Origin of the sequence: Pseudomonas gessardii (assembly GCF_001983165.1) — a bacterium.
Classification (GTDB): Bacteria; Pseudomonadota; Gammaproteobacteria; order Pseudomonadales; family Pseudomonadaceae; genus Aquipseudomonas; species Aquipseudomonas gessardii.
The window spans coordinates 104,081-130,320 of record NZ_MNPU01000013.1 but is presented as its reverse complement, the minus strand read 5'-3'; the positions used below and the strand labels follow the sequence as shown (position 1 = coordinate 130,320).

General features: G+C 59.0%; 21 protein-coding genes and 2 tRNA genes. 6 read left to right on the top strand and 17 right to left on the bottom strand.

The window, feature by feature from the left end; translation table 11 throughout:
• Nucleotides 1–424: 424 nt before the first annotated feature.
• The 5 genes from pgi to BLL38_RS11865 all read left to right on the top strand — a co-directional run bounded on the left by pgi (nucleotide 425) and on the right by BLL38_RS11865 (nucleotide 9,158).
• On the top strand, nucleotides 425–2,089 hold the full coding sequence (pgi, locus tag BLL38_RS11885; protein WP_076962752.1) for a glucose-6-phosphate isomerase: 1,665 nt from the start codon (nucleotides 425–427) through the stop codon (nucleotides 2,087–2,089).
• Nucleotides 2,090–2,212: 123 nt separating this feature from the next.
• The gene (acs, locus tag BLL38_RS11880; protein WP_076962751.1) at nucleotides 2,213–4,150 is read left to right on the top strand and encodes an acetate--CoA ligase; all 1,938 of its coding nucleotides are present in this window, start codon (nucleotides 2,213–2,215) and stop codon (nucleotides 4,148–4,150) included.
• 16 nt (nucleotides 4,151–4,166) lie between these two features.
• Nucleotides 4,167–5,036 (top strand): oxygenase MpaB family protein, encoded by an 870-nt coding sequence (locus BLL38_RS11875; protein ID WP_076962750.1) that lies wholly within the window; start codon nucleotides 4,167–4,169, stop codon nucleotides 5,034–5,036.
• A 64-nt stretch (nucleotides 5,037–5,100) separates the two neighbouring features.
• Nucleotides 5,101–6,117 (top strand): class I SAM-dependent rRNA methyltransferase, encoded by a 1,017-nt coding sequence (locus BLL38_RS11870; protein ID WP_076962749.1) that lies wholly within the window; start codon nucleotides 5,101–5,103, stop codon nucleotides 6,115–6,117.
• 107 nt (nucleotides 6,118–6,224) lie between these two features.
• Entirely contained in the window at nucleotides 6,225–9,158 is a 2,934-nt protein-coding gene (locus BLL38_RS11865) for a DUF748 domain-containing protein (protein ID WP_076962748.1), read from the top strand.
• A 278-nt stretch (nucleotides 9,159–9,436) separates the two neighbouring features.
• On the opposite strand, the gene BLL38_RS11860 is transcribed toward BLL38_RS11865, so the two are convergent.
• The 16 genes from BLL38_RS11860 to rlmE all read right to left on the bottom strand — a co-directional run bounded on the left by BLL38_RS11860 (nucleotide 9,437) and on the right by rlmE (nucleotide 25,398).
• A complete protein-coding gene (locus tag BLL38_RS11860) occupies nucleotides 9,437–9,784 on the bottom strand; it encodes a BON domain-containing protein (RefSeq protein WP_032862919.1) in 348 nt (115 codons plus the stop codon).
• Between the two features lie 294 nt (nucleotides 9,785–10,078).
• On the bottom strand, nucleotides 10,079–12,184 hold the full coding sequence (gene pnp, locus BLL38_RS11855) for a polyribonucleotide nucleotidyltransferase (RefSeq protein WP_076962747.1): 2,106 nt from the start codon (nucleotides 12,182–12,184) through the stop codon (nucleotides 10,079–10,081).
• A gap of 194 nt (nucleotides 12,185–12,378) precedes the next feature.
• Nucleotides 12,379–12,648, bottom strand: coding sequence for a 30S ribosomal protein S15 (gene rpsO / locus BLL38_RS11850; protein WP_003177875.1), 270 nt, complete (start codon nucleotides 12,646–12,648; stop codon nucleotides 12,379–12,381).
• A 115-nt stretch (nucleotides 12,649–12,763) separates the two neighbouring features.
• Nucleotides 12,764–13,681, bottom strand: coding sequence for a tRNA pseudouridine(55) synthase TruB (gene truB, locus BLL38_RS11845; protein WP_076962746.1), 918 nt, complete (start codon nucleotides 13,679–13,681; stop codon nucleotides 12,764–12,766).
• 3 nt (nucleotides 13,682–13,684) lie between these two features.
• Nucleotides 13,685–14,080 carry a 30S ribosome-binding factor RbfA gene (gene rbfA / locus BLL38_RS11840; RefSeq protein WP_029298974.1) on the bottom strand — a complete coding sequence of 132 codons (396 nt, stop codon included), beginning with the start codon at nucleotides 14,078–14,080 and terminating at the stop codon, nucleotides 13,685–13,687.
• Between the two features lie 158 nt (nucleotides 14,081–14,238).
• Nucleotides 14,239–16,764, bottom strand: coding sequence for a translation initiation factor IF-2 (gene infB, locus BLL38_RS11835; protein ID WP_076962745.1), 2,526 nt, complete (start codon nucleotides 16,762–16,764; stop codon nucleotides 14,239–14,241).
• Nucleotides 16,765–16,791: 27 nt separating this feature from the next.
• Nucleotides 16,792–18,273 (bottom strand): transcription termination factor NusA, encoded by a 1,482-nt coding sequence (gene nusA, locus BLL38_RS11830; protein ID WP_038445977.1) that lies wholly within the window; start codon nucleotides 18,271–18,273, stop codon nucleotides 16,792–16,794.
• A 59-nt stretch (nucleotides 18,274–18,332) separates the two neighbouring features.
• A complete protein-coding gene (gene rimP / locus BLL38_RS11825) occupies nucleotides 18,333–18,791 on the bottom strand; it encodes a ribosome maturation factor RimP (RefSeq protein ID WP_159439769.1) in 459 nt (152 codons plus the stop codon).
• A 140-nt stretch (nucleotides 18,792–18,931) separates the two neighbouring features.
• Nucleotides 18,932–19,008 (bottom strand) — tRNA-Met (locus tag BLL38_RS11820).
• Between the two features lie 96 nt (nucleotides 19,009–19,104).
• Nucleotides 19,105–19,190: transfer RNA gene (locus BLL38_RS11815), tRNA-Leu, on the bottom strand.
• Nucleotides 19,191–19,212: 22 nt separating this feature from the next.
• Nucleotides 19,213–19,596, bottom strand: a complete 384-nt coding sequence (gene secG, locus BLL38_RS11810) for a preprotein translocase subunit SecG (RefSeq protein WP_003194191.1) — start codon at nucleotides 19,594–19,596, stop codon at nucleotides 19,213–19,215.
• 4 nt (nucleotides 19,597–19,600) lie between these two features.
• Nucleotides 19,601–20,356: a triose-phosphate isomerase gene (gene tpiA, locus BLL38_RS11805; RefSeq protein WP_003194193.1), complete on the bottom strand. Its 756-nt coding sequence runs from the start codon at nucleotides 20,354–20,356 to the stop codon at nucleotides 19,601–19,603.
• A 66-nt stretch (nucleotides 20,357–20,422) separates the two neighbouring features.
• Nucleotides 20,423–21,760 carry a phosphoglucosamine mutase gene (glmM, locus tag BLL38_RS11800; protein WP_076962743.1) on the bottom strand — a complete coding sequence of 446 codons (1,338 nt, stop codon included), beginning with the start codon at nucleotides 21,758–21,760 and terminating at the stop codon, nucleotides 20,423–20,425.
• A gap of 16 nt (nucleotides 21,761–21,776) precedes the next feature.
• Nucleotides 21,777–22,628 (bottom strand): dihydropteroate synthase, encoded by an 852-nt coding sequence (folP, locus tag BLL38_RS11795; protein WP_076962742.1) that lies wholly within the window; start codon nucleotides 22,626–22,628, stop codon nucleotides 21,777–21,779.
• 8 nt (nucleotides 22,629–22,636) lie between these two features.
• Nucleotides 22,637–24,547, bottom strand: a complete 1,911-nt coding sequence (ftsH, locus tag BLL38_RS11790; protein WP_076962741.1) for an ATP-dependent zinc metalloprotease FtsH — start codon at nucleotides 24,545–24,547, stop codon at nucleotides 22,637–22,639.
• Between the two features lie 200 nt (nucleotides 24,548–24,747).
• Nucleotides 24,748–25,398, bottom strand: a complete 651-nt coding sequence (gene rlmE, locus BLL38_RS11785; RefSeq protein ID WP_032862906.1) for a 23S rRNA (uridine(2552)-2'-O)-methyltransferase RlmE — start codon at nucleotides 25,396–25,398, stop codon at nucleotides 24,748–24,750.
• Nucleotides 25,399–25,503: 105 nt separating this feature from the next.
• Here rlmE and BLL38_RS11780 point away from each other — a divergent pair, with 105 nt between their 5' ends.
• Complete coding sequence (locus BLL38_RS11780) at nucleotides 25,504–25,812, top strand: YhbY family RNA-binding protein (RefSeq protein WP_029298992.1); 309 nt, start codon at nucleotides 25,504–25,506, stop codon at nucleotides 25,810–25,812.
• Nucleotides 25,813–25,820: 8 nt separating this feature from the next.
• Here the strand turns inward: BLL38_RS11780 and BLL38_RS11775 are convergent, their stop codons facing one another.
• Complete coding sequence (locus BLL38_RS11775) at nucleotides 25,821–26,225, bottom strand: MFS transporter (RefSeq protein WP_076962754.1); 405 nt, start codon at nucleotides 26,223–26,225, stop codon at nucleotides 25,821–25,823.
• Nucleotides 26,226–26,240 lie beyond the last annotated feature (15 nt).

Below are 26,240 nucleotides of genomic sequence, written 5' to 3'. Positions count from 1 at the left end.
CAAGAACCATGCTTGCAGCACGTTGCTTGAACTCGCGGGTGTAGGTCTTTCGCTCTTGCATGGAACCTCCTGATTGGGCGAATCATATCGCCCTTAAGAGGTGTCCGGGAGCATTAGGCCAGTTCAAGCTCGCTCCTACAGAAAGCAGAATCCGCTTAACTGACTGGCATTAGGGCTTGCCCGCTCCCACATTCGGTTTGTAGCGCCTCCCAGGCCCCGGTATAAAAAAGTACCGGCCTGTGCGCAGACAAAGCCAAGACATATCGACACGCTAGGTTTAATGTAAACGCCCGACGCTAGTGTTGGCGTTGACACATTCGACCGGAACCCGCCGTTTCTCAGTGCCTGCTTGATAAAAGTCGGACGTTCTGGACATTCAAGTGTCCCAAAAGTAGTCCCAGTAATAAAAAGGAAACCCGCAGCGATGGCGTATTACCGCACCCCTCATGACGTTACCGCTCTGCCCGCCTGGCAAGCGCTCAATCAACATCGCCAAGCCATGCAGGATTTCAGCATGCGCGACGCGTTCAATGCCGATCCCCAGCGCTTTGCCCAGTTCACCTTGAGCAGCTGCGGACTGTTCCTCGACTACTCGAAAAACCTGATTACGTCTGAAACCCGCGACCTGCTGGTGGACCTGGCCAACGAAGTCGACCTCAAAGGCGCCATCAAGGCGCTGTTCGACGGCGAACCGGTCAACTCTTCAGAAGGCCGTCCGGCGCTGCACACTGCGCTGCGCCGTCCGGTGGGCGACAAATTGTCGGTCAATGGCACCAATATCATGCCCGACGTGCACAAGGTGCTGAACCAGATCACCGACCTGGTGGGCCGTATCCATGACGGCCTGTGGCGCGGCTACACCGAGAAGCCGATCACGGACGTGGTCAATATCGGCATCGGTGGTTCGTTCCTCGGCCCGGAGCTGGTCTCCGAAGCGCTGTTGTCCTACGCCCATAAAGGCGTGCGCTGCCACTACCTGGCGAATATCGATGGCAGTGAGTTCCACGAACTGACTCAGAAGCTGCGCGCCGAGACCACGCTGTTTATTGTCTCGTCGAAATCCTTCAACACCCTCGAAACCCTGAAAAACGCCCAGGCCGCCCGCGCCTGGTACCTGGCCCAGGGTGGCTCGGAAGCCGAGCTGTATCGCCACTTCATCGCCGTGTCGAGCAACAACGCGGCGGCCGTGGCCTTCGGTATCCGCGAAGAGAACATCTTCCCGATGTGGGACTGGGTCGGTGGCCGTTACTCGCTGTGGTCGGCGATCGGCTTGCCGATCGCCCTGGCCATTGGCATGTCCAACTTCAAGGAACTGCTGTCTGGCGCCTACACCATGGACCAGCACTTCCAGAACGCCCCGTTCGAGCAGAACATGCCCGTGCTGCTGGGCCTGCTGGGTGTGTGGTACGGCAACTTCTGGGGTGCGCAGAGCCATGCGATCCTGCCGTATGACCACTACCTGCGTAACATCACCAAACATCTGCAGCAGTTGGATATGGAATCCAACGGCAAGAGCGTGCGCCAGGACGGCACGCCGGTTGCCACCGACACAGGCCCGGTGATCTGGGGTGGCGTGGGTTGCAACGGTCAGCACGCTTATCACCAGTTGCTGCACCAGGGCACCCAGTTGATCCCGGCCGACTTCATTGTGCCGATCGTCAGCTTCAACCCGGTTTCCGACCATCACCAGTGGCTGTATGCCAACTGCCTGTCCCAGAGCCAGGCGTTGATGCTCGGCAAGACTCGCAGCGAAGCCGAAGCCGAACTGCGTGACAAAGGCATGGCCGAAGACCAAGTGCAGAAACTGGCCCCGCACAAGGTGATCCCGGGCAACCGCCCGAGCAACACCCTGGTGGTCGAACGGATCAGCCCGCGCCGCCTGGGCGCGCTGGTGGCGATGTATGAGCACAAGGTGTTCGTGCAGAGCGTCATCTGGGGCATCAACGCCTTTGACCAATGGGGCGTGGAGCTGGGCAAGGAACTGGGCAAGGGCGTCTACAACCGCCTGACGGGCGCCGAGGAAACTTCGGCCGACGATGCCTCCACCCAGGGCTTGATCAACTACTTCCGTGGTCGTCACCGCGGTTGATGTGATCGACACTACAATCAGGGATTGAACCTGCACAAGCGCCCCCTGTGGAAACTGGCTTGCCAGCTTCCACAGGACCCGCCTTGAGTTCTTGTATCTATAAAACAAGAAGAGGGATCCCTAATGTTCGATATCAGCCAGTTTCCCCATGCCAATGCAGTGCGCCAAGCCGCGCAACTCAGTCAAGAGGACTACCAGCGCCTCTATCGTCAATCCATCGAACACCCCGATACTTTCTGGGCCGAACAGGCCAAGGCGCTGCTCGATTGGAGCACACCCTGGCAGACCGTCCAGCACTGCGATATCAACAGCGGTGCCGCGCAGTGGTTTGCCGGCGGCCAGTTGAACGTCAGCTACAACTGCATTGACCGTCACCTGGCACAACGTGCCGATCAGCCGGCCTTTATCTGGGAAGGCGACGATCCTGCAAAATCCTCCAGAATCACCTACCGCCAACTTCATCAAAACGTCAGCCGCCTGGCCAATGTGCTGAAAAGCCGTGGCGTGAAGAAAGGCGATCGGGTGTGTATCTACATGCCAATGATTCCACAAGCCGCCTACGCGATGCTGGCCTGCACGCGGATTGGCGCGGTGCACTCGGTGGTGTTTGGTGGGTTTTCACCCGATGCCCTGCGCGACCGCATTCTGGATGCCGACTGCCGCACCGTGATCACCGCCGACGAAGGCGTGCGCGGCGGCAAGCCCGTGGCACTGAAACAGAATGTCGACAAGGCCCTGGCCAGTTGCCCGAATGTCACGACGGTGCTGGTGGTGGAGCGCACAGGCGCCGCCGTGGCCTGGACCGAGGGGCGCGACCTCAAGTATCAACAGGCTGTGGACGCGGTCAGCGGCGAGTGCCCACCCGAGCCGATGGGCGCCGAAGACCCGTTGTTTATCCTTTATACCTCCGGCAGTACCGGCAAGCCCAAGGGCGTGCTGCACACCACCGGCGGCTATCTGCTGCAGGCGGCGATGACCTTCAAATACGTGCTCGATTATCGCGAGGGCGAAGTGTTCTGGTGCACCGCCGATGTCGGCTGGGTCACTGGCCATAGCTATATCGTGTACGGGCCACTGGCCAATGGCGCCACCTCCCTGATGTTCGAGGGGGTGCCAAGCTACCCGGACAGTTCGCGTTTCTGGCAGGTGATCGACAAGCATCAGGTGAATATTTTCTACACCGCGCCCACCGCCCTACGGGCCTTGATGCGCGAGGGGCCAGGCCCCCTGAAAAGCACCTCCAGGGCCAGCCTGAGAGTGCTCGGCAGTGTCGGCGAGCCGATCAACCCGCACGCCTGGGAGTGGTATTTCAATGCCGTCGGCGAGCAACGCTGCCCGATTGTCGATACCTGGTGGCAGACCGAGACCGGCGGCATCATGCTCAGCCCGCTGGTCAGCGCCCGGCGCATCAAGCCCGGCTGCGCCACGCAGCCGATGTTTGGGGTGCAGCCGGTCTTGCTCGACGAACAGGGCCAGGAAATCAGCGGCGCCGGCAGTGGTGTCCTGGCGATCAAAGCCAGCTGGCCGGGGCAGATCCGCAGCGTGTATGGCGACCCGCAGCGGATGATCGACACCTACTTCAAGCCCTACCCCGGCTACTACTTCACCGGCGACGGCGCACGGCGTGACGAGGATGGCGACTACTGGATCACCGGGCGCATCGATGATGTGATCAACGTCTCCGGCCATCGCATCGGCACCGCCGAGGTGGAAAGCGCGCTGGTGCTGCATGACCAGGTGGCGGAGGCCGCCGTCGTCGGCTATCCCCATGACATCAAGGGCCAGGGCATCTATGCCTTTGTCACGCCGATAAAAGGCGTCGAGCCCGACGACGCGCTGAAAAAACACCTGCTGGAACTGGTCAGCCAGGAAATCGGTAGTTTCGCCAGGCCCGAGCTGATCCAATGGGCGCCGGCCTTGCCCAAAACCCGTTCAGGCAAGATCATGCGGCGTATCCTGCGCAAGATCGCCTGCAATGAGCTGGACAGCCTGGGCGATACCTCGACCCTGGCCGATCCCAGCGTGGTCGACGGCCTGATCGACAAGCGCCTGAACCGATAGGAACCCCCAAGCCGCCATGGAATTTCTGCGCAACCGTATCGAAGCCCAGTTGATGAGCCTGACAGGTCTGTCCCTGGGCAACCTGGACCTGGAAAACCCCAAGGGCGACCCAGGCCTGTTCGGGCCGGCCTCTGTCAGCTGGAAGGTCCATGGTGACTTCAGCAGCATGCTGATCGGCGGCATCAGCGCCTTGATGCTGCAAGCGCTGCATCCCCTGGCGCTGGCCGGGGTGTGGGACCATTCCAACTTTCGCCAGGACATGCTCGGGCGCCTGCGGCGTACTTCGCAGTTTATTTCCGGCACCACCTTTGGCTCGCGTCGCGATGCCGAGTGGCTGATCGAAAAAGTGCGCACCATCCACCTGCAAGTGGTCGGGCACGCACCGGATGGGCGCCCCTATGCGGCCAGTGATCCGCAATTGCTGACCTGGGTCCATGTCGCGGAAGTCAGCAGCTTTCTCGCGGCGCACCTGCGCTACAAAAACCCGGACTTATCGCCCAGGGACCAGGACCGCTACTACAGCGAGATTGCCCTGGTCGCCGAACAACTGGGGGCTCGGCATGTGCCGCGTTCACGGCAGGAAATTTCTGATTATCTGCAACGTATTCGCCCGCAACTGCTGTGTGACGAACGCAGCCGTGAAGTGTTGCGCCTGTTGCTCAATGCCCCGGCGCCCAGCGTGCTGGCCAAGCCGTTCGGCGCACTGATGATGCAGGCCGGCATCGACCTGCTGCCGGACTGGGCCAGCGACATGCTGGAGCAACAGCAAAGCCCGCTGCAACGCCAACTGGTGCGCGCCGGGGTCAAGCGCAGTGCGCCCCTGTTGCGCTGGGCGATGCGCAATGGCTCGGTACAGCGCGCCCATAGGCGGATGGGCCTGCTGTAACGACGCAACCCCTTGTAGGAGCTGTTAAACTTGCGCGCTTCAATTCCCCAGCAAGGCGCGCTCCATGTCGTCCCTGAATCAGGCGCTGCGCGCCGCCCTCGACCATCGCCAAGACCTGCTCGCCGAGCTGCATGCCCAAGGCACCGATTGTTACCGGCTGTTCCATGGTAGCCAGGAAGGCGCCGGTGGCTTGACCATCGACCGTTACGGCCCGCAATTGATGGTGCAGAGCTTTCACCAGTCCCTGGACAGCCAGGCGCTGCTGCAATTGCACCTGATGATCAACCAGTACTTGGGCCTGGAATTGCTGCTGGTCTATAACGACCGCTCCCGAGGCAACTCGCGTATCGACCGGGAAGACACGGTATACCGCGCCGAACCTGCCGCCCTGGAGGACTTGGTCGGCCACGAGTGGGGCCTGAACTATCGCGTGCGCGGCCGCCACCCCGGGCAGGACCCGCTGCTGTTCCTGGACCTGCGCAACACCCGCGGCTGGGTCAAGGCGCACAGTGCCGGCAAAAGCGTGCTGAACCTGTTTGCCTACACCTGCGGCGTGGGCCTCAGCGCTGCCGCCGGCGGGGCCCGCGAGGTGTGCAACCTGGACTTCGCCGAGGGCAATCTGGCGGTCGGTCGCGAAAATGGTGAACTGAACCGGCAACTTCCGCCCATGACGTTTGTACAGTCCGATTACTTCCCGGCCATCCGCCAACTGGCCGGGCTGCCGATCACCCAGCGTCGCGGGCAAAAACTGCCCAGCTACCCGCGCCTGGAGCAACGGCCATATGACCTGGTGCTGCTCGACCCGCCGGCCTGGGCCAAGAGCGCCTTTGGCACCGTGGACCTGCTGCGTGACTACCAGAGCCTGCTCAAGCCGGCATTGCTGGCCACCGCCGACAATGGGGTGCTGATCTGCTGCAACAACCTGGCAAAAGTCAGCATGGATGACTGGCGCGAGCAGGTCTTGCGCTGCGCCGAAAAGGCTGGCCGGCCCGTACGCGACTGGAAAGTGATGACACCCGGCGCCGACTTTCCCTCACAAGATCAGCAACCCCCGCTGAAGACTTTAATCCTACAACTGTAGGATTGCCCTGAAAGAACTGGGTTATCGCAATAAAAGCGCGGTTCTTCGGAACCGCAAACCCGTGCCATACTCCAAGGCACTCCTGATCGACATAGATGGCGTCACCCATGCCCAAAGGATTGATTCGCGCCGTAGGCGCCTTGCTGACCGCCCTTGCACTCTACAGCTTGCTGGGCTTTTTGATTCTGCCCGGTATAGCGCTGCGTGTGGCCAACCAACAGTTGGCCAACTACGCCACCGTGCCGGCCCGTATCGAGCGTATCGAGCTCAACCCGTTCAGCCTGGAGCTGACCCTCTGGGGCCTGAAAATCGGTGACCCCGGCAAGGAACAGGTCGGTTTTGAACGCCTCTACGCCAATCTGCAGATCGATAGCCTCTGGACACGCGCCCTGCACCTGGCCGATGTGCAGTTGGACAAGCCGAAGAGCGAAATCCTGTTCGATAAGTCCGGCACGCTCAACCTGGCGCAACTGTTCAAATTGCCGCCAAGCGAACCGACGCCCGACGACCCCGAAAGCAAACCCTTCCCGCTGCGCATCGAGCGCATCAAGCTGGCAGGCGGCTACGTACATTTTGAAGACTTGCGCCCCAGCGAGCCCATTGAGTTTCTCTACGACAAACTCGACTTCGAGCTGAAAAACCTCAGCACCCTGCCCGAAGACAATGCCGACATGACCCTGGTCGCTGCCGGCCCAGAGGGTGGGCAGATCGACTGGACCGGCAATTTCAGCCTGGTGCCGATCGCCTCCGAAGGCAAGCTCAAGGTCACGGATGGCAAGATGAAGGTCTGGTGGCCCTATGTGCGCGACGCCGTGCCATTGGTTCTGGAAAATGGCGTGCTCAATTTCAGCACCGACTACAAGCTCAACCTGGCCAAAGAAACCGAACTGAACCTGACCAACGTCTCCGCGAGCATCGCGCCCTTCGCGATCAAGGCCCCGGATGGCCGGCCACTGGCGCGCCTGGAGCGCCTGGATATCAGCGAAACCTCGATCGACCTGGCCAAGCAGCAAGTGATCGTGGGCAAGATCCGCAGCAACAAGCTCGAAACCTGGGCCGCCCGCGAAGCCGACGGCCAACTGGACTGGCAGAAACTGTTCGCCAGCCAGCCGAGCAAGCCGGCCAGCCAGCCGGAGCCAGCAAGCGCTCCCGCCACCGCCGACTCACCCAAACCCGAGCCGACCGCGCCAAGCAAGCCGTGGCAAGTGCTGCTCAAGGATGTGCAACTGCGCAACTACCAGGTGCACCTGGCCGACCGCCAGGTAAAACCTGCGGTGGCGCTGGAATTGGGCCCGCTGAATGTCGATGTGCAAGACTTCGACAGCCTCAACCAAAGCCCCTTCACGCTGAAAATCGACAGTGGCCTGGGCAAGCAGGGCAAGATCCAGGCAAGCGGCCAGGTCAACCTGAACCCGGTCAGCGCCAAATTGAAGGTCGACACCAAGGATATCGACCTGCGGGTTGCCCAGGCCTACATCAGCCCCTTTATCCGCCTGGAACTGCGTAGCGGCATGCTGGGCAGCAACCTGGATGTGAACCTCAAGAGTACCGAGCCCCTCGCGCTGCAAATCACCGGCCGCGCGCAAGTGGATCAATTGCACACCCTGGACACCCTCAAGACCCGCGACTTCCTCAAGTGGCAGCGCCTGGTGGTGGAAGGCTTGAACTACCAGCACGGCAACAGCTTGTCGATCGACAAGATCAACCTGCTGCAACCCTATGTCCGCTTTATGATCAACGATGATCGCACCACCAACGTCGATGACCTGCTGATCCCACAGCCAGCCAACAAAGGCAGCCAATCAGCCGCCAAATCCAGCGCGAGCAACGAAAAGCCTCTGGGCATCCGTATCGGCCAGGTCGCAATCAACGATGGCTCGGCTAACTTTGCCGACTTCAGCCTCACCCCCAACTTCGCCACGGCCATCCAGCAACTCAACGGCCAGATCGGCACCATCGACAGCCGCCAGGCCAAGCCGGCCAGCGTCGACATCAAGGGCAAGGTCGACCGTTACGCCCCCGTGACCATCAAGGGCAGCGTGAACCCGTTTGACCCGATGGCCGCGCTGGATATCGCCACCAGCTTCAAACGCGTCGAGCTGACGACCCTGACACCGTACTCGGGCAAATTCGCCGGGTTCCGTATCCGCAAGGGCCGGCTCAACCTGGACCTGCACTACATCATCACCAAAGGCCAGTTGAAGGCCGAGAACAAGGTGGTGGTGGAGCAACTGCAACTGGGCGAGAAAGTCGACAGCGCGGACGCGGTGGACCTGCCGATTCGCCTGGCGATTGCCCTGCTCAAGGACACCGACGGCAAGATCTCCATCGAGCTGCCGGTGACCGGTGACTTGAACAACCCGCAATTCAGCGTGATGCCGATTGTCTGGCAGACCCTGCGCAACCTGGTGGTACGCGCGGCGACGGCGCCCTTCAAGTTTATTGGCGGGTTGGTGACCGGTGGCGGCTCGGAAGATTTGGGCAACGTATCGTTCGCCGCAGGCTCCAGCGCGCTGAGCAAGGACGCTGAGTCGGCCCTGAACAGCCTCGCCAAGGCCCTCAAGGAGCGTCCTGCCCTGCGCCTGGAGATCGAAGGGACCGCGGCAGCCAGCAGCGACGGTCCGTTCCTGGCCGCCGAGCGGCTTGAGCGTGAGTATCAGTACAACTACTACAAGATACTCCAGCGCCGTGGCGATAAAGTCCCGGCCCAGGCGTCGTTGCTTGAAGTCCCGGAAAAGGAAAAAGCCCCGCTGCTCGAAGGCATCTATCGCACCCGCTTAAAGCAACAGCCACCGGCTGAGTGGAAGGACCTGGGCAGCGATGAACGCACGGCGAAGCTGCGCGAGGGCGTGATCAAGTTCTGGAGCGGCAGCGACGTGCTGCTGCGCCAACTCGGCCAGGACCGTGCCAGTACGATCAAGGACTATCTGGTCGACAAGGGCCAGTTGGAAGATGACCGGGTGTACTTCATCGATGCCAACCTTGGCCAGGCAGAGAAAGATGGCCGGGTTGTTACCCCAATGCACCTGGATGCCGAGTAACTACCGGGCACCAGAAACCCAAATAATGTGAGCGCCGGGCTTGCCCGCGATAAGGCCAGTGGGAGCAGCACAAGACCTGCTGGCAAGCCCGCACACACTGGATATGCCACCCTGCCAAAATGCATTCCACGTCACAAATAAAACGGGCCCCGACACAAGTGCCGGGGCCCGTAGTGACCACATCCCTGTGGTCGGTCGCATGAACCTATAAGGTGCATTGAGCGGATATCTGCCTCGCCCGTGGCCGCCTTGGTTAAGTCCAGTCGATTCGTTGCGCGTTACTCTGCTTTCAGGCCGTCGGCCGATACAGCTTTAACACCTTTGATTTTCTTGGTGATGGCCACTGCCATTTCCTTCTGTGCATCAGTGACAGCCACAGTGGAAGACAGGGAAACCACGCCTTTGTTGGTTTCGACTTTGATGTCGGTGCCAGGAATGCCTTTCTCGGTGACCAGGTCAGCTTTGACTTTAGTGGTGATCCAGGTATCGGAGGTCGCTTCTTTGGCCTTGGTCACTTCACCGGCGGCTACAACCATTGGCGCCTGGGAAGTTTGGGCAAACGCAACGTTAGCCATGGTCAGGGTCAGAGCGGTGGCAGTTGCAGCAGCGATAGCGAACTTCTTCATACGAGTAACTCCTGTTTTTTCAAAGGTCTGCAGCGTTTCAACGTTAATGCTGCAGGGTTACCAGTACTGTTGCAGGCGCTGTGCCAACTTTTACCAACTAACAAAACTCTTAAAAAACAACAAGTTATAAAAATACTCAATTTTCAGAATCGTGCAACTTGCATGAAGCCCGTCGTGCCTGCATGCAAGTTGCGGCTTTTGCACTGGGCTAAACAGCTGATTTACCGTCACTTTCCCAAAGCCATAAAAAAAGGACTCCGAAGAGTCCTTTTTCAGCGTGAAGCCTGGGGGTAATTAAACGCCCGAGGCCTTGGCTGCTGCTACGTCCTTGATGGACAGCTTGATACGGCCGCGGTTGTCCACGTCCAGTACCAGCACTTCCACTTCCTGGCCTTCTTTCAGGATGTCGGTCACTTTCTCTACGCGAGCATCGCTCAGCATGGAGATGTGAACCAGACCGTCCTTGCCCGGCAGGATGTTGACGAATGCGCCGAAGTCGACGATGCGCTCAACCTTACCCACGTAGATCTTGCCGATCTCGGCTTCAGCGGTGATACCCAGGACGCGCTGACGTGCCGCTTCAGCCGCTTCCTTGGTCTCGCCGAAGATCTTGATCGAACCGTCGTCTTCGATATCGATCGAGGCCTTGGTTTCTTCGCAGATCGCACGGATGGTCGCGCCGCCTTTACCGATAACATCACGGATTTTGTCGGTGTCGATTTTCATCGCGATCATGGTCGGAGCATTTTCCGACAGCTCGGTGCGGGACTGACCAATGATCTGGTTCATCTGGCCGAGGATGTTCAGGCGCGCTTCCAGGGCTTGGCCCAGAGCGATTTCCATGATCTCTTCGGTGATGCCCTTGATCTTGATGTCCATCTGCAGCGCGGTCACACCCTTGGCGGTACCGGCTACCTTGAAGTCCATGTCGCCCAGGTGGTCTTCGTCGCCCAGGATGTCGGTCAGGACGGCGAACTTTTCGCCTTCTTTAACCAGACCCATGGCGATACCGGCAACCGGTGCCTTCATCGGCACGCCGGCATCCATCAGTGCCAGGGAAGCACCACACACGGAAGCCATGGAGCTGGAACCGTTGGATTCGGTGATTTCCGACACCACACGAATGGTGTACGGGAACACGTCAGCAGCAGGCAGCATGGCCGAAATCGAACGGCGGGCCAGACGGCCGTGACCGATTTCGCGACGACCAGCGCCACCCATGCGACCACACTCGCCTACCGAGAACGGAGGGAAGTTGTAGTGCAGCATGAACGGGTCTTTTTTCTCGCCTTCCAGGGTGTCCAGCAGCTGTGCGTCACGGGCGGTACCCAGTGTTGCAACAACCAGGGCCTGGGTTTCGCCACGGGTGAACAGGGCCGAACCGTGGGTTTTTGGCAGAACGCCGACTTCGATGTTCAGCGGACGTACGGTGCGAGTGTCGCGACCGTCGATACGTGGCTTGCCGTTTACGATGTTTTCGCGAACGGTGCGGTATTCGATTTCGCCGAATGCTGCTTTGACTTCGCTGGAAGAAGGCTGGCCTTCTTCACCGGACAGCTTGGCCACAACCTGGTCCTTCAGCTCACCCAGGCGAGCGTAACGGTCGGCCTTGATGGTGATGGTGTAGGCGTCGGAGATCTGTGCGCCGAACTCGGAGCGGATAGCACCCAGCAGCTCGGTGGCTTCAGGCGCAGGCGCCCAGGTCCAGGTTGGCTTGGCAGCTTCGGCAGCCAGTTCTTTAACCGCGTTGATCACCACCTGGAACTCGTCGTGAGCAAACAGTACCGCGCCCAGCATCTGGTCTTCGGTCAGCTCTTTGGCTTCCGATTCAACCATCAACACGGCTTCCGAAGTACCGGCAACGACCATGTCCAGGCTCGAAGCTTTCTGTTGTTCGTAAGTCGGGTTCAGCAGGTAGCCGGTGCTTTCGTGGAACGCAACACGGGCAGCGCCGATCGGGCCATCGAAAGGAATACCGGAGATGGCCAGGGCAGCCGAGGTGCCGATCATCGCAGCGATGTCCGGATCGGTCTTCTTGCTGGTGGAAACGACGGTGCAGACAACCTGCACTTCGTTCATGAAGCCTTCTGGGAACAGCGGACGGATCGGACGGTCGATCAGTCGGGAAGTCAGGGTTTCTTTCTCGGAAGGACGGCCTTCACGCTTGAAGAAACCACCAGGGATCTTACCGGCAGCGTAAGTCTTTTCCTGGTAGTGAACGGAAAGAGGGAAGAAGCCTTTGCTTGGGTCAGCGGTCTTGGCGCCTACAACGGTCACCAATACGGTAACGTCGTCGTCAACGGTGACCAGCACTGCGCCGGAGGCTTGACGGGCGATACGGCCTGTCTCGAGGGTAACGGTCGACTGACCGAACTGGAATTTTTTGATTACCGGGTTCACGGTGTCCTACCTTCTTTGTGGCTCTTGGGGAACTTGTCTTCTTACGAAATTCTTGGGCAATGTCGGGAGTCGGCCCAACCCTTGTCCAGGGTAAAACGTGTATCCAGATAAAACTTGAGGCTGGGAGCCTGCCATGGGCCAGCGGGAATCCCACTGACACACGGCAAACAACCAACCTCTAGCGCAATCGCTGATTAGCGACGCAGACCCAGGCGACCGATCAGAGTCTGATAACGACCCAGATCCTTGCCTTTCAGGTAGTCCAGCAGCTTACGACGCTGGTTTACCATGCGGATCAGACCACGACGGGAGTGGTGGTCTTTACCGTTGGCCTTGAAGTGACCCTGCAGCTTGTTGATGTTGTGGGTCAGCAGTGCAACTTGCACTTCTGGCGAACCAGTGTCACCAACAGCTTGCTGATAGTCAGCTACGATTTGTGCTTTTTCTTGAACGTCGAGAGCCATGAGGCAATCCTTTTTTCAGGAAACCACCCAAAGGGCAGTTTCAACAGGCCAGGGACAAATCCCTGTATCTAAAAATGAGTGTTGACCGTGCCTGTTAACAGCCACACTCGTTCAGTCATTCTGACCGAATCAGCCGACGCGGCGCGATGCGCCCGTCTTCGCTCACTTCACCGATACCGATAAAGCGACCGTTATGATCTTGTACCCGCACCATGCCGAACTTCGGGGCATCCGGTGCGCGCACCGGCTGGCCGTTGAGCCAGTAGAACGCGCTGTGCTCCGAAAAGTGCAGCAATGGCCAATCCAGCAAACCGCTGTCCGATGGCATCAGGAAGCGATCAACCGCTTCGTTGCCGCCTTCGGCATGCACGGCTTCCAGCTCTTCCAGCGTGACCGTCTGGGCCAGGGTGAAAGGGCCAGCCTGGGTGCGTCGCAGCTCTGCAACGTACGCGCCGCAACCGAGTTGCTCACCGATATCTTCCACCAGGGTACGGATATAGGTGCCTTTGCTGCAGTCCACGGCCAAGCGGGCAGTGTCGCCTTCACAGGCAAGCAATTCCAAGCGCGCAATAGTAACAGAACGCGGTTCGCGCTCCACTACTTCGCCCGCACGTGCCAGCTTGTAAAGAGGCTGGCCATCACGCTTGAGAGCCGAGTACATCGGCGGTATCTGACTGATTTGCCCACGAAAAGCGGGTAAGGCAGCCTCAATATCTGCACGACCAACGGTCACCTCGCGAACCTGCAGAACATCACCTTCGGCATCCGCCGTGGTGGTGGTCTTGCCCAGTTGCATCAGGGTTTCGTAACCCTTGTCCGAATCGAGCAGGTATTGCGAGAACTTGGTAGCCTCGCCAAAGCACAATGGCAATACGCCAGTAGCCAGGGGATCAAGGCTGCCGGTATGCCCGGCCTTCTCGGCATTGAGCAGCCAGCGGACCTTCTGCAACGCGGCATTGGAGGTAAAGCCAATGGGTTTGTCGAGCAGGATGATACCGCTGACATTACGGCGGATACGTTTGACCTGAGCCACCGCTTACTCCTTGGCGTCTTCAGGTGTGGACGGATGCTGATTGTCTTCAGCCACAGCGCGCTCGATCAGGGCCGACAGATGCGCACCACGCACGACGCTCTCGTCGTAGTGGAAGTGCAACTGGGGCACGCTACGCAGCTTCATCTCACGGGCCAACTGCATGCGCAGGAAACCTGCGGCAGAGTTGAGCACCTTGATGCTTTGCGCGATCTCTTCGCTGTTGTCCTGGCCCATCACGGTGATGAAGATCTTGGCGTGACCAACGTCACGGCTCACTTCAACGGCGGTGATGGTGACCAGGCCAACACGCGGGTCTTTGACTTCGCGACGGATCAGTTGGGCCAGCTCGCGCTGCATCTGATCGCCGATACGTTGGGTACGGCTGTATTCTTTTGCCATGTCTTGTTACCTGTTACTGCCTCACGGTGAAACCCGTGGGTCTGAAAGCGGCAAACGCCCGGCCTGACAAAAGCCAGACCGGGCGTTGCGTTTAGAGTCCGGACACTGCGCGGGGCATTTGCATGCCCACACGCGGCGTGGCTCCTGAAGTGCGCGAGTTAGAGGCTGCGAGCAACCTGGACCTTCTCGTAGACTTCGATCTTGTCGCCAGGCTTGACGTCGTTGTAGCTCTTGACGCCAATACCGCATTCCATGCCGGCACGTACTTCGGAAGCGTCATCCTTGAAGCGGCGCAGGGATTCCAGCTCGCCTTCAAAGATAACGATGTCTTCACGCAGTACACGGATTGGACGGTTACGGTGCACAGTCCCTTCGATAACCATGCAACCGGCGATCGCGCCAAACTTCGGCGAACGGAACACGTCTCGTACTTCGGCAACACCCAGGATATTTTCCCGCACGTCACTGCCAAGCATGCCGGTAAGGGCTTTCTTGACGTCTTCGATGATGTCGTAGATGACGTTGTAGTAACGCATGTCCAGGCCTTCCTGCTCGACGATCTTCCGTGCGCCAGCATCGGCACGCACGTTGAAGCCAAACAGTACAGCGTTGGAAGCCAGTGCCAGGTTGGCGTCGGATTCGGTGATACCACCGACACCGCCACCGACAACACGCACTTGCACTTCGTCGTTACCCAGGCCATTCAAGGCGCCGTTCAACGCCTCGAGGGAGCCACGCACGTCAGATTTGAGGACGATGTTAAGCGTCTTCTTCTCTTCCTGGCCCATGTTCTCGAAGATGTTTTCCAGCTTGCCGGCGTGAGCACGGGCCAGCTTGACTTCACGGAACTTGCCTTGACGGAACAGAGCCACTTCACGGGCTTTCTTCTCGTCGGCAACCACGCTCATCTCGTCGCCAGCGTCCGGGGTACCGTCCAGGCCGAGAATCTCGACCGGGATAGCAGGACCTGCTTCCTTGATGGACTTGCCGTTCTCGTCGAGCATGGCACGTACACGGCCGTAGTTGGAACCGACCAGCACCATGTCGCCTTGGCGCAGGGTACCGTCTTGAACCAGCACGGTCGCAACCGGGCCACGGCCCTTGTCGAGGCGGGATTCAACGACCACACCACGGCCAGGAGCCGATGGCGTAGCGGTCAGTTCCAGGACTTCGGCTTGCAACAGGACGGCTTCAAGCAGTTCGTCAACGCCGGTACCCATCTTCGCCGAGACCGGTACGAATGGAGTGTCGCCACCCCACTCTTCGGAAGTCACACCGTGAACCGACAGTTCGCTACGGATGCGATCGAGATCGGCGCCCGGCTTGTCGATTTTGTTCACGGCAACCACCAGCGGCACGCCAGCAGCCTTGGCATGCTGAACGGCTTCGATGGTCTGCGGCATCACGCCGTCGTCCGCTGCAACCACCAGGATCACGATGTCAGTCGCCTTGGCACCACGGGCACGCATGGCGGTAAACGCGGCGTGACCAGGGGTATCGAGGAACGTCACCATGCCACGGTCGGTTTCAACGTGGTAGGCACCAATGTGCTGGGTAATACCGCCGGCTTCGCCCGCGGCAACCTTGGCACGACGGATATAGTCGAGCAGGGAGGTCTTGCCGTGGTCAACGTGGCCCATGACGGTCACGACTGGAGCACGGGAAACTGCTTCACCTTCAAACTTCAGGGACTCGGCCAGGGAATCTTCCAGGGCGGTGTCGCTGACCAGGGTCACTTTGTGGCCCAGCTCTTCAGCAACCAGTTGGGCAGTTTCCTGGTCCAGTACCTGGTTGATGGTGGCCGGGGTACCCAGCTTGAACATGAACTTGATGATTTCAGCAGCCTTGACCGACATCTGCTGGGCGAGATCGCCAACAGTGATGGTCTCGCCGATCTTCACTTCACGCACGACAGGGCCGGTTGGGCTCTGGAAACCGTGGGCGTTGCGTTTCTTCAGCTTGGCCTTGCCGCGACCACCACGACGGAAGCCATCGCTTTCTTCGTCGGTAGTACGTGGGGCAACGCGCGGAGCAGGCGCTTTCTCTTTGACCGAAGCACGATGTGGAGCGTTTTTACGCTCGCCATCGCCACCGCCGCTACGACGATTGTTATCGTCGGCACGTGGTTTGTCCGGACGACGAGGTTCGTCGCGCTTGCGAGCGTCAGCAGCAGGCGCTGGTGCAGCGGCAACCGGAGCGGCCTCACGCACAGCTTCTACAGGCGCGCTAGGCGCAGCGACTGCGTCAGTACCAGCAGGTTGCGCAGCAGCAGGCTGGCGACGCGCTTCTTCTTCGGCGCGACGCTTGGCTTCTTCTTCAGCCTTCTGACGTGCAGCATTTTCTACTGCGCGACGTTCGTCCATCTCGCGTTTGCGCTCGGCTTCGATTTCTTCCGGGCTGCGCTGTACGAAGACTTTCTTCTTACGCACTTCAACGCTGATGCTCTTGCTACCAGCCACCCGCAGGGTGCTGGTTGTTTTGCGCTGCAATGTAATCTTGCGCGGTTCTTCCACTTTCGCCTTGTGGCTGCTTTTCAAGTGAGTCAGCAACGATTGCTTCTCACTGTCGCTCACATGTTCCTCGGCGGCGGTGTGCGGCAGACCTGCCTCACGCATCTGCTGCAACAGGCGCTCTACCGGTGTTTTGACCTCATCGGCCAGTTGTTTCACCGTGACTTGCGTCATGCACTTCTCTCCTCAGGCCGCGCCTAATTACTCGAACCAATGGGCTCGGGCGGCCATGATCAACTTGCCGGCACGATCATCGTCAATGCCGTCGATGTCGAGCAGGTCGTCAATAGACTGCTCGGCCAGGTCTTCGCGGGTAATTACGCCGCGCACCGCCAGTTCCATCGCCAAATCCTTGTCCATACCCTCAAGCGAGAGCAGGTCTTCGGCCGGATGGGCGTCTGCCAGCTTTTCCTCAGTAGCGATGGCTTTAGTCAACAAGCGATCCTTGGCCCGAGCGCGAAGCTCGTTGACGGTGTCTTCGTCAAAGCCGTCGATGTTGAGCATTTCCTCCACCGGTACGTAGGCAATCTCTTCCAGGCTGGTAAAGCCTTCATCTACCAGCACCTGTGCCAGGTCTTCGTCGACTTCCAGCTCGTCGATGAAGTTGCGCAGGATGTCGCCGGTTTCTGCTTGCTGCTTAGCCTGGATGTCCGATTCGGTCATGACGTTCAGGGTCCAACCAGTCAACTGGCTGGCCAGACGCACGTTCTGACCACCGCGACCGATGGCCTGGGCCAGATTGTCTGCGCCAACGGCGATGTCCATTGCATGGGCATCTTCGTCAACAATAATTGCCGCGACTTCGGCCGGGGACATGGCGTTGATCACGAACTGCGCCGGGTTATCGTCCCACAGCACGATATCCACACGCTCACCGCCCAATTCGCCCGACACTGCCTGGACGCGCGAACCGCGCATGCCAATGCAAGCACCTTGCGGGTCGATGCGCTTGTCCTTGGAGCGGACCGCGATCTTGGCGCGCGAACCCGGGTCGCGGGACGCGGCCATGACTTCGATCAGGCCTTCGGCAATTTCCGGCACTTCAATACGGAACAGCTCGATCAACATTTCCGGCGCGGTACGCGACAGGATCAGTTGAGGGCCACGGTTCTCAGTGCGGATTTCCTTGAGCAGCGCACGCAAACGCACGCCAACACGGAAGGTTTCGCGGGAAATGATGTCTTCACGGGCCAGCAACGCTTCAGCGTTGTTACCCAGGTCGACGATCACGTTGTCGCGAGTCACTTTCTTCACGGTGCCGGAGATGATTTCCCCCAGGCGCTCGCGATAGGCGTCAACGACTTGAGCGCGCTCGGCTTCGCGGACCTTTTGCACGATGACTTGCTTGGCAGTCTGTGCAGCGATGCGGCCGAACTCGATGGACTCGATCTTTTCCTCGACGACGTCACCCACCTGGGCGCCCGGATGCGTTTGCGCAACCTTGCTTGGCCAGGTTTCGATGGCCGGATCATCAAGATCGGCTTCTTCGACGACCGTCCAGCGACGGAAAGTCTCATAGGCTCCGGTGTGGCGGTTGATTTCCACACGCAGATCAACTTCGTCTTCAAAACGCTTTTTGGTAGCAGTGGCCAGGGCCAGCTCCAGCGCTTCAAAAATCACGTTAGCCGGTACGCCCTTTTCATTGGATACCGACTCAACAACCAGCAGTACTTCTTTGCTCATCGTACGCCTCGCCTTTCGCAAGCCATTGGATCCGCGGGATCCGCAGTTTCTGGCACGTCTCAGTCAAAACTGGGAATAATGTTGGCCTTGTCGATCATATCGATCGGCAACAGGAACTCGTGGTCGTCTACCTGCACCACTACATCCTGTTCTTCTACACCGCGCAGAAGGCCCTGAAAGTTGCGTCGCCCTTCAAAGGGAGATCGCAGCTTGATCTTCACTTGTTCACCGACATATTTAGCAAACTGCTCAATAGTGAACAGTGGGCGTTCCATGCCTGGCGAGGAAACTTCGAGGGTGTATTCAACGGCAATTGGATCTTCAACATCCAGCACACCGCTGATCTGACGGCTGACGATGGCACAATCGTCCACCAGCACACCGCCCTCTTTATCGATATAAACGCGCAACATTGAGTGGCGACCTTGAGCCGAAAACTCAATACCCCAGCATTCATAGCCTAGGGCCACGACCACCGGGGCCAGCAAGGCCTGCAACTCTTCTAGCTTGCTCGACACCTGAACCCCCTCGTGCATGTATGTGCATGCTGTGCAAAATAAAAAAATGGGCGAAACGCCCATCCTTGAAACGCCGTCGAACAGCGGCGTTGAAAGTGTCCAGCTAACAAAAAGCCCCTTAAAAGGGGCTCCGCTAAAACTGGTTGCGGGGGCCGGATTTGAACCGACGACCTTCGGGTTATGAGCCCGACGAGCTACCAGACTGCTCCACCCCGCGACAAAGCTGGGGCGGAAGTATACGACCGATCCCTTACAGGGTCAATGTAACCTTCCACCTACAAGAAAGCCCGCAACAGCGGGCTCTCCTGATAATTGGTACCGAGAAGGGGACTCGAACCCCTACACCCTATGGGCACAACCACCTCAAGGTTGCGTGTCTACCAATTCCACCACCTCGGCAATACAGCGTTTACAACCCTTCTTACTTCTGCTCTTGAGCTGGAGGCACGTCAGTCGCTGGAGTAGCCGACTTTTGCTCTTGAAGCACCGGGACATCATCAGAAGCCGGTTTTGCTTTTGGCACTTCCAACACTGCTGGATTTGGGAGACCTACTTGAGTAAGCACATGAGCTTTCTCTTTAGCAAAGTAACCTAACCCCAAGCTGGTTATGAAGAAACCGGCGGCAAGTATAGCAGTAAACTTACTAAGAAAGGTAGAGGAACCTTGGCTTCCGAACACAGTATTTGAAGCACCTGCACCGAAAGACGCACCAGCATCCGCACCTTTACCCTGTTGCAGCAAAACCAGAGCGACGACGCTCAGAGCAGCCAACAGATGAAAAACGACTACGACTGTTTCCAGCATTTTTTCAGTTTCCCGCGGCGCGACAGATCGCACCGAACTCATCTGCATTCAGGGAAGCTCCACCAATGAGCCCCCCATCGATATCCGGCATGCCGAACAGTTCGACCGCATTGGCCGCCTTCACGCTGCCGCCGTATAGAAGACGCACACCTTGTGCGACTTCAGAATTCTCTGCCGCCAACTGCGCGCGGATGGCTGCGTGCACATCCTGCGCCTGTTGCGGTGTAGCAGTCAGCCCGGTGCCAATGGCCCAGACCGGCTCGTAAGCAATGACTGCCTTTGCAAACGCACCAACACCCAACTCTTCAATGATACTGCCTAGCTGACGCGAGACAACTTCAAGAGTCTTGCCCGATTCCCGCTGCTCCAGGGTCTCCCCTATGCACAACACCGGAATCAAGCCACAAGCCTGTGCCGCTGCGAACTTGCGATTGAGTGTCCCATCACGCTCGCCCATCATCTGACGGCGCTCGGAGTGCCCGACAAGCACATAGGAACAACCCGCATCGACCAACTGACTCGGCGAAATCTCACCGGTCAACGCACCTTGCATTGGCTCCACTGCGGAGTTCTGCGCGCCGACCTGAATCGACTTGCCTTTCAAGCCATCAACCACTTGGTTGATATGCAAGCAAGGCGGGAACACCGCAACATCAACACCGCTCGGCAAGGCCAAGTGACGAAGGCCATTGATCAGCTCAGCGACACTGGCGCGGGTACCGTGCATCTTCCAGTTACCAGCTACCATAGTGCGACGCATGCTGTACCTCGTCGGTCAAAGTGGGCGCAGATGTTACCCAACCACATCATCACTGGCAAGCCGAATTCAGGCGCAAACTTCAGTTACCAGTTTTGCCAGCTCTTCGGCATAGCCGCGAACCTGTGTTTCGTCGTCGCCTTCGACCATCACGCGCACCAAAGGCTCGGTTCCCGACTTGCGCAGCAAGACCCGGCCACGCCCCGCCATGGCGACGGTCACGCGCTCACAGGCTTCCTTGATCGCCGGGTGCTCGATAGGGTTTTCACCCCCCGAGAAACGTACATTGAGCAACACCTGCGGGCACTTGCGCAGTGCCTGACGTGCCTGGGCCAGGCTTTCTTCACGGCGGCGCAGGGCCAACAGCACCTGCAGCGCCGCGATGATCGCATCACCGGTAGTCGTATGCTGGAAGCACACGACATGCCCCGAATTCTCACCGCCTATCTGCCAGTTACGCTCCAGCAGCTCGGCAATCACGTAGCGGTCGCCCACATTGGCGCGCACGAACGGAATGCCCAGGTCGGCCAGGGCCAGCTCCAGCCCCAGGTTGCTCATCAGGGTGCCGACGACACCGCCTTGCAGTTTGTTGCGCTCATGCAGGTCGCGGGCAATGATGAACAACAGGTCGTCACCGTCGACGATGGCGCCGGTATGATCGACCATCAGCACCCGGTCACCGTCGCCATCGAAGGCAATACCCAGGTCCGCGTGCTCGGCCAATACCGCAGCCTGCAATTGCCCCATATGGGTCGAACCGCAGTTATCGTTGATGTTCAAGCCGTTGGGCTGGGCCGACAGCACGGTCACCTCGGCGCCCAGCTCCTTGAACACGCTGGGGGCAACCTTGTAGGTCGCGCCATGGGCACAGTCGATGACCACCTTGAGCCCGGCAAAATTGGTGCTGGTAGGCACGCTGCTTTTGCAAAACTCGATATAACGCCCCGAAGCGTCGTTGATCCGCGAAACCTTGCCCAGCTTGCTCGACTCGACGACCGTCATCGGCGCATCCAGCAGCTCTTCGATCATGTGTTCGATCGCGTCCGGCAGCTTGGTGCCCTGGCCCGAGAAGAACTTGATGCCATTGTCATCATGGGGATTGTGCGAAGCGCTGATCACAATACCGGCTTCAGCGTGAAAGGTACGCGTCAGGTAAGCGATCGCCGGCGTCGGCATCGGCCCCAGCAACATCACATCCGCCCCGGCAGCGGAAAGGCCCGCCTCCAGCGCAGACTCGAACATATAGCCTGAAATCCGCGTGTCCTTGCCGACCAGGATGCGGCATGCACCCATGCTGCGGAAGGCCATGCCGGCCGCCCAGCCCAGCTTGAGCATAAAATCCGGAGTGATCGGGAACTCGCCGACCCGACCACGAATACCGTCGGTGCCAAAATATTTTTTAGTCATAAGTGCTCCATCATTCTTATTCGGCTGATTCTACCGCTTCGATCATCCGTACGACGTCAACCGTCTCGGCCACATCATGCACCCGCAGAATGCGCGCGCCCTTGGCAACGGCCAGCGCCGCCAGGGCCAGGCCGCCATGCAGGCGCTCACCCACGGGACGATTCAGGGCCATGCCTATCATGCTCTTGCGCGACACCCCAACCAACAGGGGGCGACCAAGGGCATGCAGCGATTCCATATGTTTGAACAGGCTCAGGTTGTGCTGCAGGGTCTTGGCAAAACCAAACCCCGGATCCAGGATGATCCGCTCAGGCGCGATTCCCGCCGCGGCGCATTGGGCCATGCGCCCTGCAAGAAATTCCGTCACGTCTTCAACCAGGTTGTCGTAGTGCGGAGCGTCCTGCATCGTCCCCGGCTCGCCGAGCATATGCATCAGGCACACAGGCAACCCGGTGGCCGCGGCAGCATCCAGCGCACCGTCGCGCTGCAGTGAGCGCACGTCGTTGATCAACCCGGCCCCAAGCCGCGCTGTTTCGCGCATGACGGCCGGCGTCGAGGTGTCTACCGAAATGATGACATCCAGCTCACGGTGGATCCGCTCGACAATCGGTGCAACACGCTCCATCTCCTCCAACGGGGAAACAGCACGCGCGCCAGGCCGGGTCGATTCGCCACCGACATCGATGATGGTCGCACCCGCAGCCACCATCGCCTGGGCATGACGCATGGCCGCATCCAGCTGACTGAAGCGACCACCGTCAGAAAAGGAGTCAGGGGTGATATTAAGAATGCCCATAACGTGAGTACGGGCCAAATCAAGAACCCGGTTGCCGCAAGGCAACCGGGTAGAGGGCAACACAGAAGTCATTTCAAGCCTTAAAGGTCGGCAGCCGGGCCGCCGATTGGGGTTTCCGGGCGTTCGTTCTGTACCACAGGCGGCGTGCCTGAAGTACCCGAACCGCCTTCCCAATCACGAGGCTCGCGAGGCGTACGGCCAGCCATGATGTCGTCGATCTGCTCGGCATCGATGGTCTCGTACTTCATCAAGGCATCAGCCATGGCGTCGAGCTTGTCACGGTTATCGGTAAGGATCTGTTTGGCCGTGCCGTAGCACTGGTCAATGATGCTGCGCACTTCAGAGTCGATCAGCTTGGCCGTCTCGCCAGAGAAGCTGGCACCTTGACCGCCACCGCCACGCCCCAGGAACACTTCGCCTTCTTCCTCGGCATACATCAGCGGCCCGAGCTTTTCCGACAGGCCCCACTTGGTGACCATATTCCGGGCAATCTGGCTGGCGCGCATGATGTCGTTGGAAGCACCGGTGGTCACACCGTCAAAGCCCAGGGTCATCTCTTCAGCGATACGGCCGCCGTACAGCGAGCAGATCTGGCTGATCAGGGCGCGCTTGGAGAGGCTGTAGCGATCCTCTTCCGGCAGGAACATGGTGACACCCAGCGCCCGGCCACGCGGAATGATCGACACCTTGTAGACCGGGTCATGCTCAGGCACGACGCGACCGACAATGGCATGACCGGCTTCGTGATAAGCGGTGTTCTGCTTCTCTTTCTCGGACATAACCATGGATTTGCGCTCGGCGCCCATCATGATCTTGTCCTTGGCCAGCTCGAATTCCTTCATCTCGACAATACGCTTACCGGTACGGGCCGCGAACAGCGAGGCCTCGTTCACCAGGTTGGCCAGGTCGGCACCGGAGAACCCAGGGGTCCCACGGGCAATCACGCCTGGAGCCACGTCATCGCCCATTGGCACTTTGCGCATATGGACCTTGAGAATCTGCTCACGGCCACGAATATCTGGCAAGCCCACCACCACCTGGCGGTCGAAACGACCCGGACGCAGCAGTGCCGGGTCAAGTACGTCAGGACGGTTGGTGGCGGCAATCACGATGATGCCGTCGTTCATTTCAAAGCCGTCCATCTCCACCAGCAACTGGTTGAGGGTCTGCTCACGCTCGTCGTGACCACCGCCCATACCAGCACCACGATGGCGACCAACGGCGTCGATTTCGTCGATAAAGATGATGCACGGCGCGTGCTTCTTGGCCTGCTCGAACATGTCACGCACACGGCTGGCACCCACGCCGACGAACATCTCGACGAAGTCGGAACCGGAAATGGTGAAGAACGGCACCTTGGCTTCGCCGGCAATCGCCTTGGCCAGCAAGGTTTTACCAGTACCCGGAGGACCAACCATCAGTACACCGCGAGGAATACGACCACCCAGGCGCTGGAACTTGCCCGGATCACGCAGGAACTCGACCAACTCGCCGACTTCTTCCTTGGCTTCGTCGCAACCGGCAACGTCAGCCAGGGTGGTCTTGACCTGATCTTCGGAAAGCAGGCGTGCCTTGCTCTTGCCGAAGCTCATCGGCCCGCCCTTGCCCCCCGCACCGCCTTGCATCTGGCGCATGAAGAACATGAACACGGCAATAATCACCAGGATCGGGAAACTGGCCACCAGGAGCTGGGTCCAGATGCTCTGTTGCTCAGGCTGCTTGCCCTCGACGACCACCTTGTTGTCCACCAGGTCGCCGATCAGACCGTTGTCCTGGATCGCCGGACGAATGGTCTTGAAGCTGTCGCCATCAGTGCGCTTGCCGGTGATCACGTAGCCATCAACCGCCACGCGCTCGACCTTGCCATCCTTAACTTGCTGGATGAAGTCGGAATAGTTGAGGGTCTGCGGCTCGTTAGGGCTGGAGAAGTTGTTCATCACCGTCACCAGGACAGCCGCGATGATCAACCACAGGATCAGATTCTTTGCCATATCGTTCAATTAACTACCCTCTGAAGCAAGCTCCGCTACTGGCGCGCGCTTCGCATGATATTCACCGGCCTAACTTACTACATTACCTACAACTCTGGCAGGCGCCGTCTGTAACCCTTTGTGAAACTTTGACTACACAATATTCGTAAAGCTTCGTGACGAAAGCGATTTAAAAAAACCTATCGCCTACCTCGAATTTCTCAAAAACGCTCTTCGCTCGCAGCGCCCTCGACACCGCGGAAGCCGCGGCACAACAAATACTGCTCCCTGGATCTGTCCCGGGAAGAGTCAGGCTTGCGCGTCTGTACCTTGTCGAACAACTTGCGAATGTTCTTGTGGTACTCGTCAAAACCTTCGCCCTGGAAGACCTTCACAAGGAAATCCCCACCCGGACGTAAAACCCGACCCGCCAAATCCAGCGCCAATTCACAGAGGAACATCGCGCGCGGCATATCGACGGCCGGTAATCCACTCATATTGGGGGCCATGTCGGAAATCACAAGGTCTACCTGCGAATTTCCTACCGCCTCAAGGATCTGCGCAAGTACGGCGTCCTGGGTGAAGTCACCATGAACAAAGGTCACATCCGGGATACTGTCCATTTCCAGGATGTCGGACGCGATCAGACGCCCCTGCCCACCAATCAGACGACTGGTCACCTGGGACCAACCACCCGGGGCGGCACCCAGGTCAATAACGCTCATGCCCGGGCGGATCAACTTGTCCTTGTCCTGGATCTCCAGCAGCTTATAACTGGCCCGTGAACGATAGCCGTCCTTCTGCGCCTTTTTGACGTAAGGATCGTTGAAATGCTCTTGCAGCCACTTAAGGCTAGTTTTGGAACGGGCCACAGGCCACCTCGAAAATAAAACGGGTCGTGATTAACTGGGCGGTCCCGGACTCGCTCGGGTAAACTGGCCGCCGCTTTTTACAAGATCAGACGCAGGGGTCAGATTATGCCGCTCACTCAAGAGCAGAAGAAACAGTACAAATCCATTGGCCACCATCTGAAACCAGTTCTGATTGTGGCAGACAACGGTTTGACTGAAGGTGTGTTAGCCGAACTTGAACGCGCATTAGGCGATCACGAGCTGATCAAGATCAAGGTCAACATCCTTGATCGCGAAGCACGCCTGGCCGCCATTGCGGAACTGTGCAAGGTGGGCAAGGCGGACCTGGTTCAGGTCATCGGCAAGATGGCGCTGCTGTATCGCAAGAATTTCAGCGCCAACAAGCAACTGTCGAACGTTCATCGCTTCAAATGATTCAAGGGTCACGGGCGTGCTTCGCGCGCCCCGCCACTCCATCCCGGCGCCGGCTGTACCACCAGCACCAAGCCAGAAAACCCTAGCACAAGATAGCTGAACAGCTGCCAGCGCAACGCTTCCGGCAGCAGCATGCGCACCACGCAATACATTGCGCACGCATACAGCGCCATCAACAGCAGTTGCCCACGCATATCCCGCCACAAACTTCCCAAGCCTTCGGCCTTGACCAGCACCAATGCCTGGAGCGTCACGCACGCAGCCGCAAATCCCACCAGCAGCGCACTCAATAATCCGCCGATCTCATCGATCAGCAACGGGGCCAGGCCAATCATGCCCAGCACCGGCAATACACCCAGATGCAACAGCCACAGCCCGCCGACCCAGAGCATCTGGGCCAGCTGCCAAAGCACGGCGCCCACGCGAAG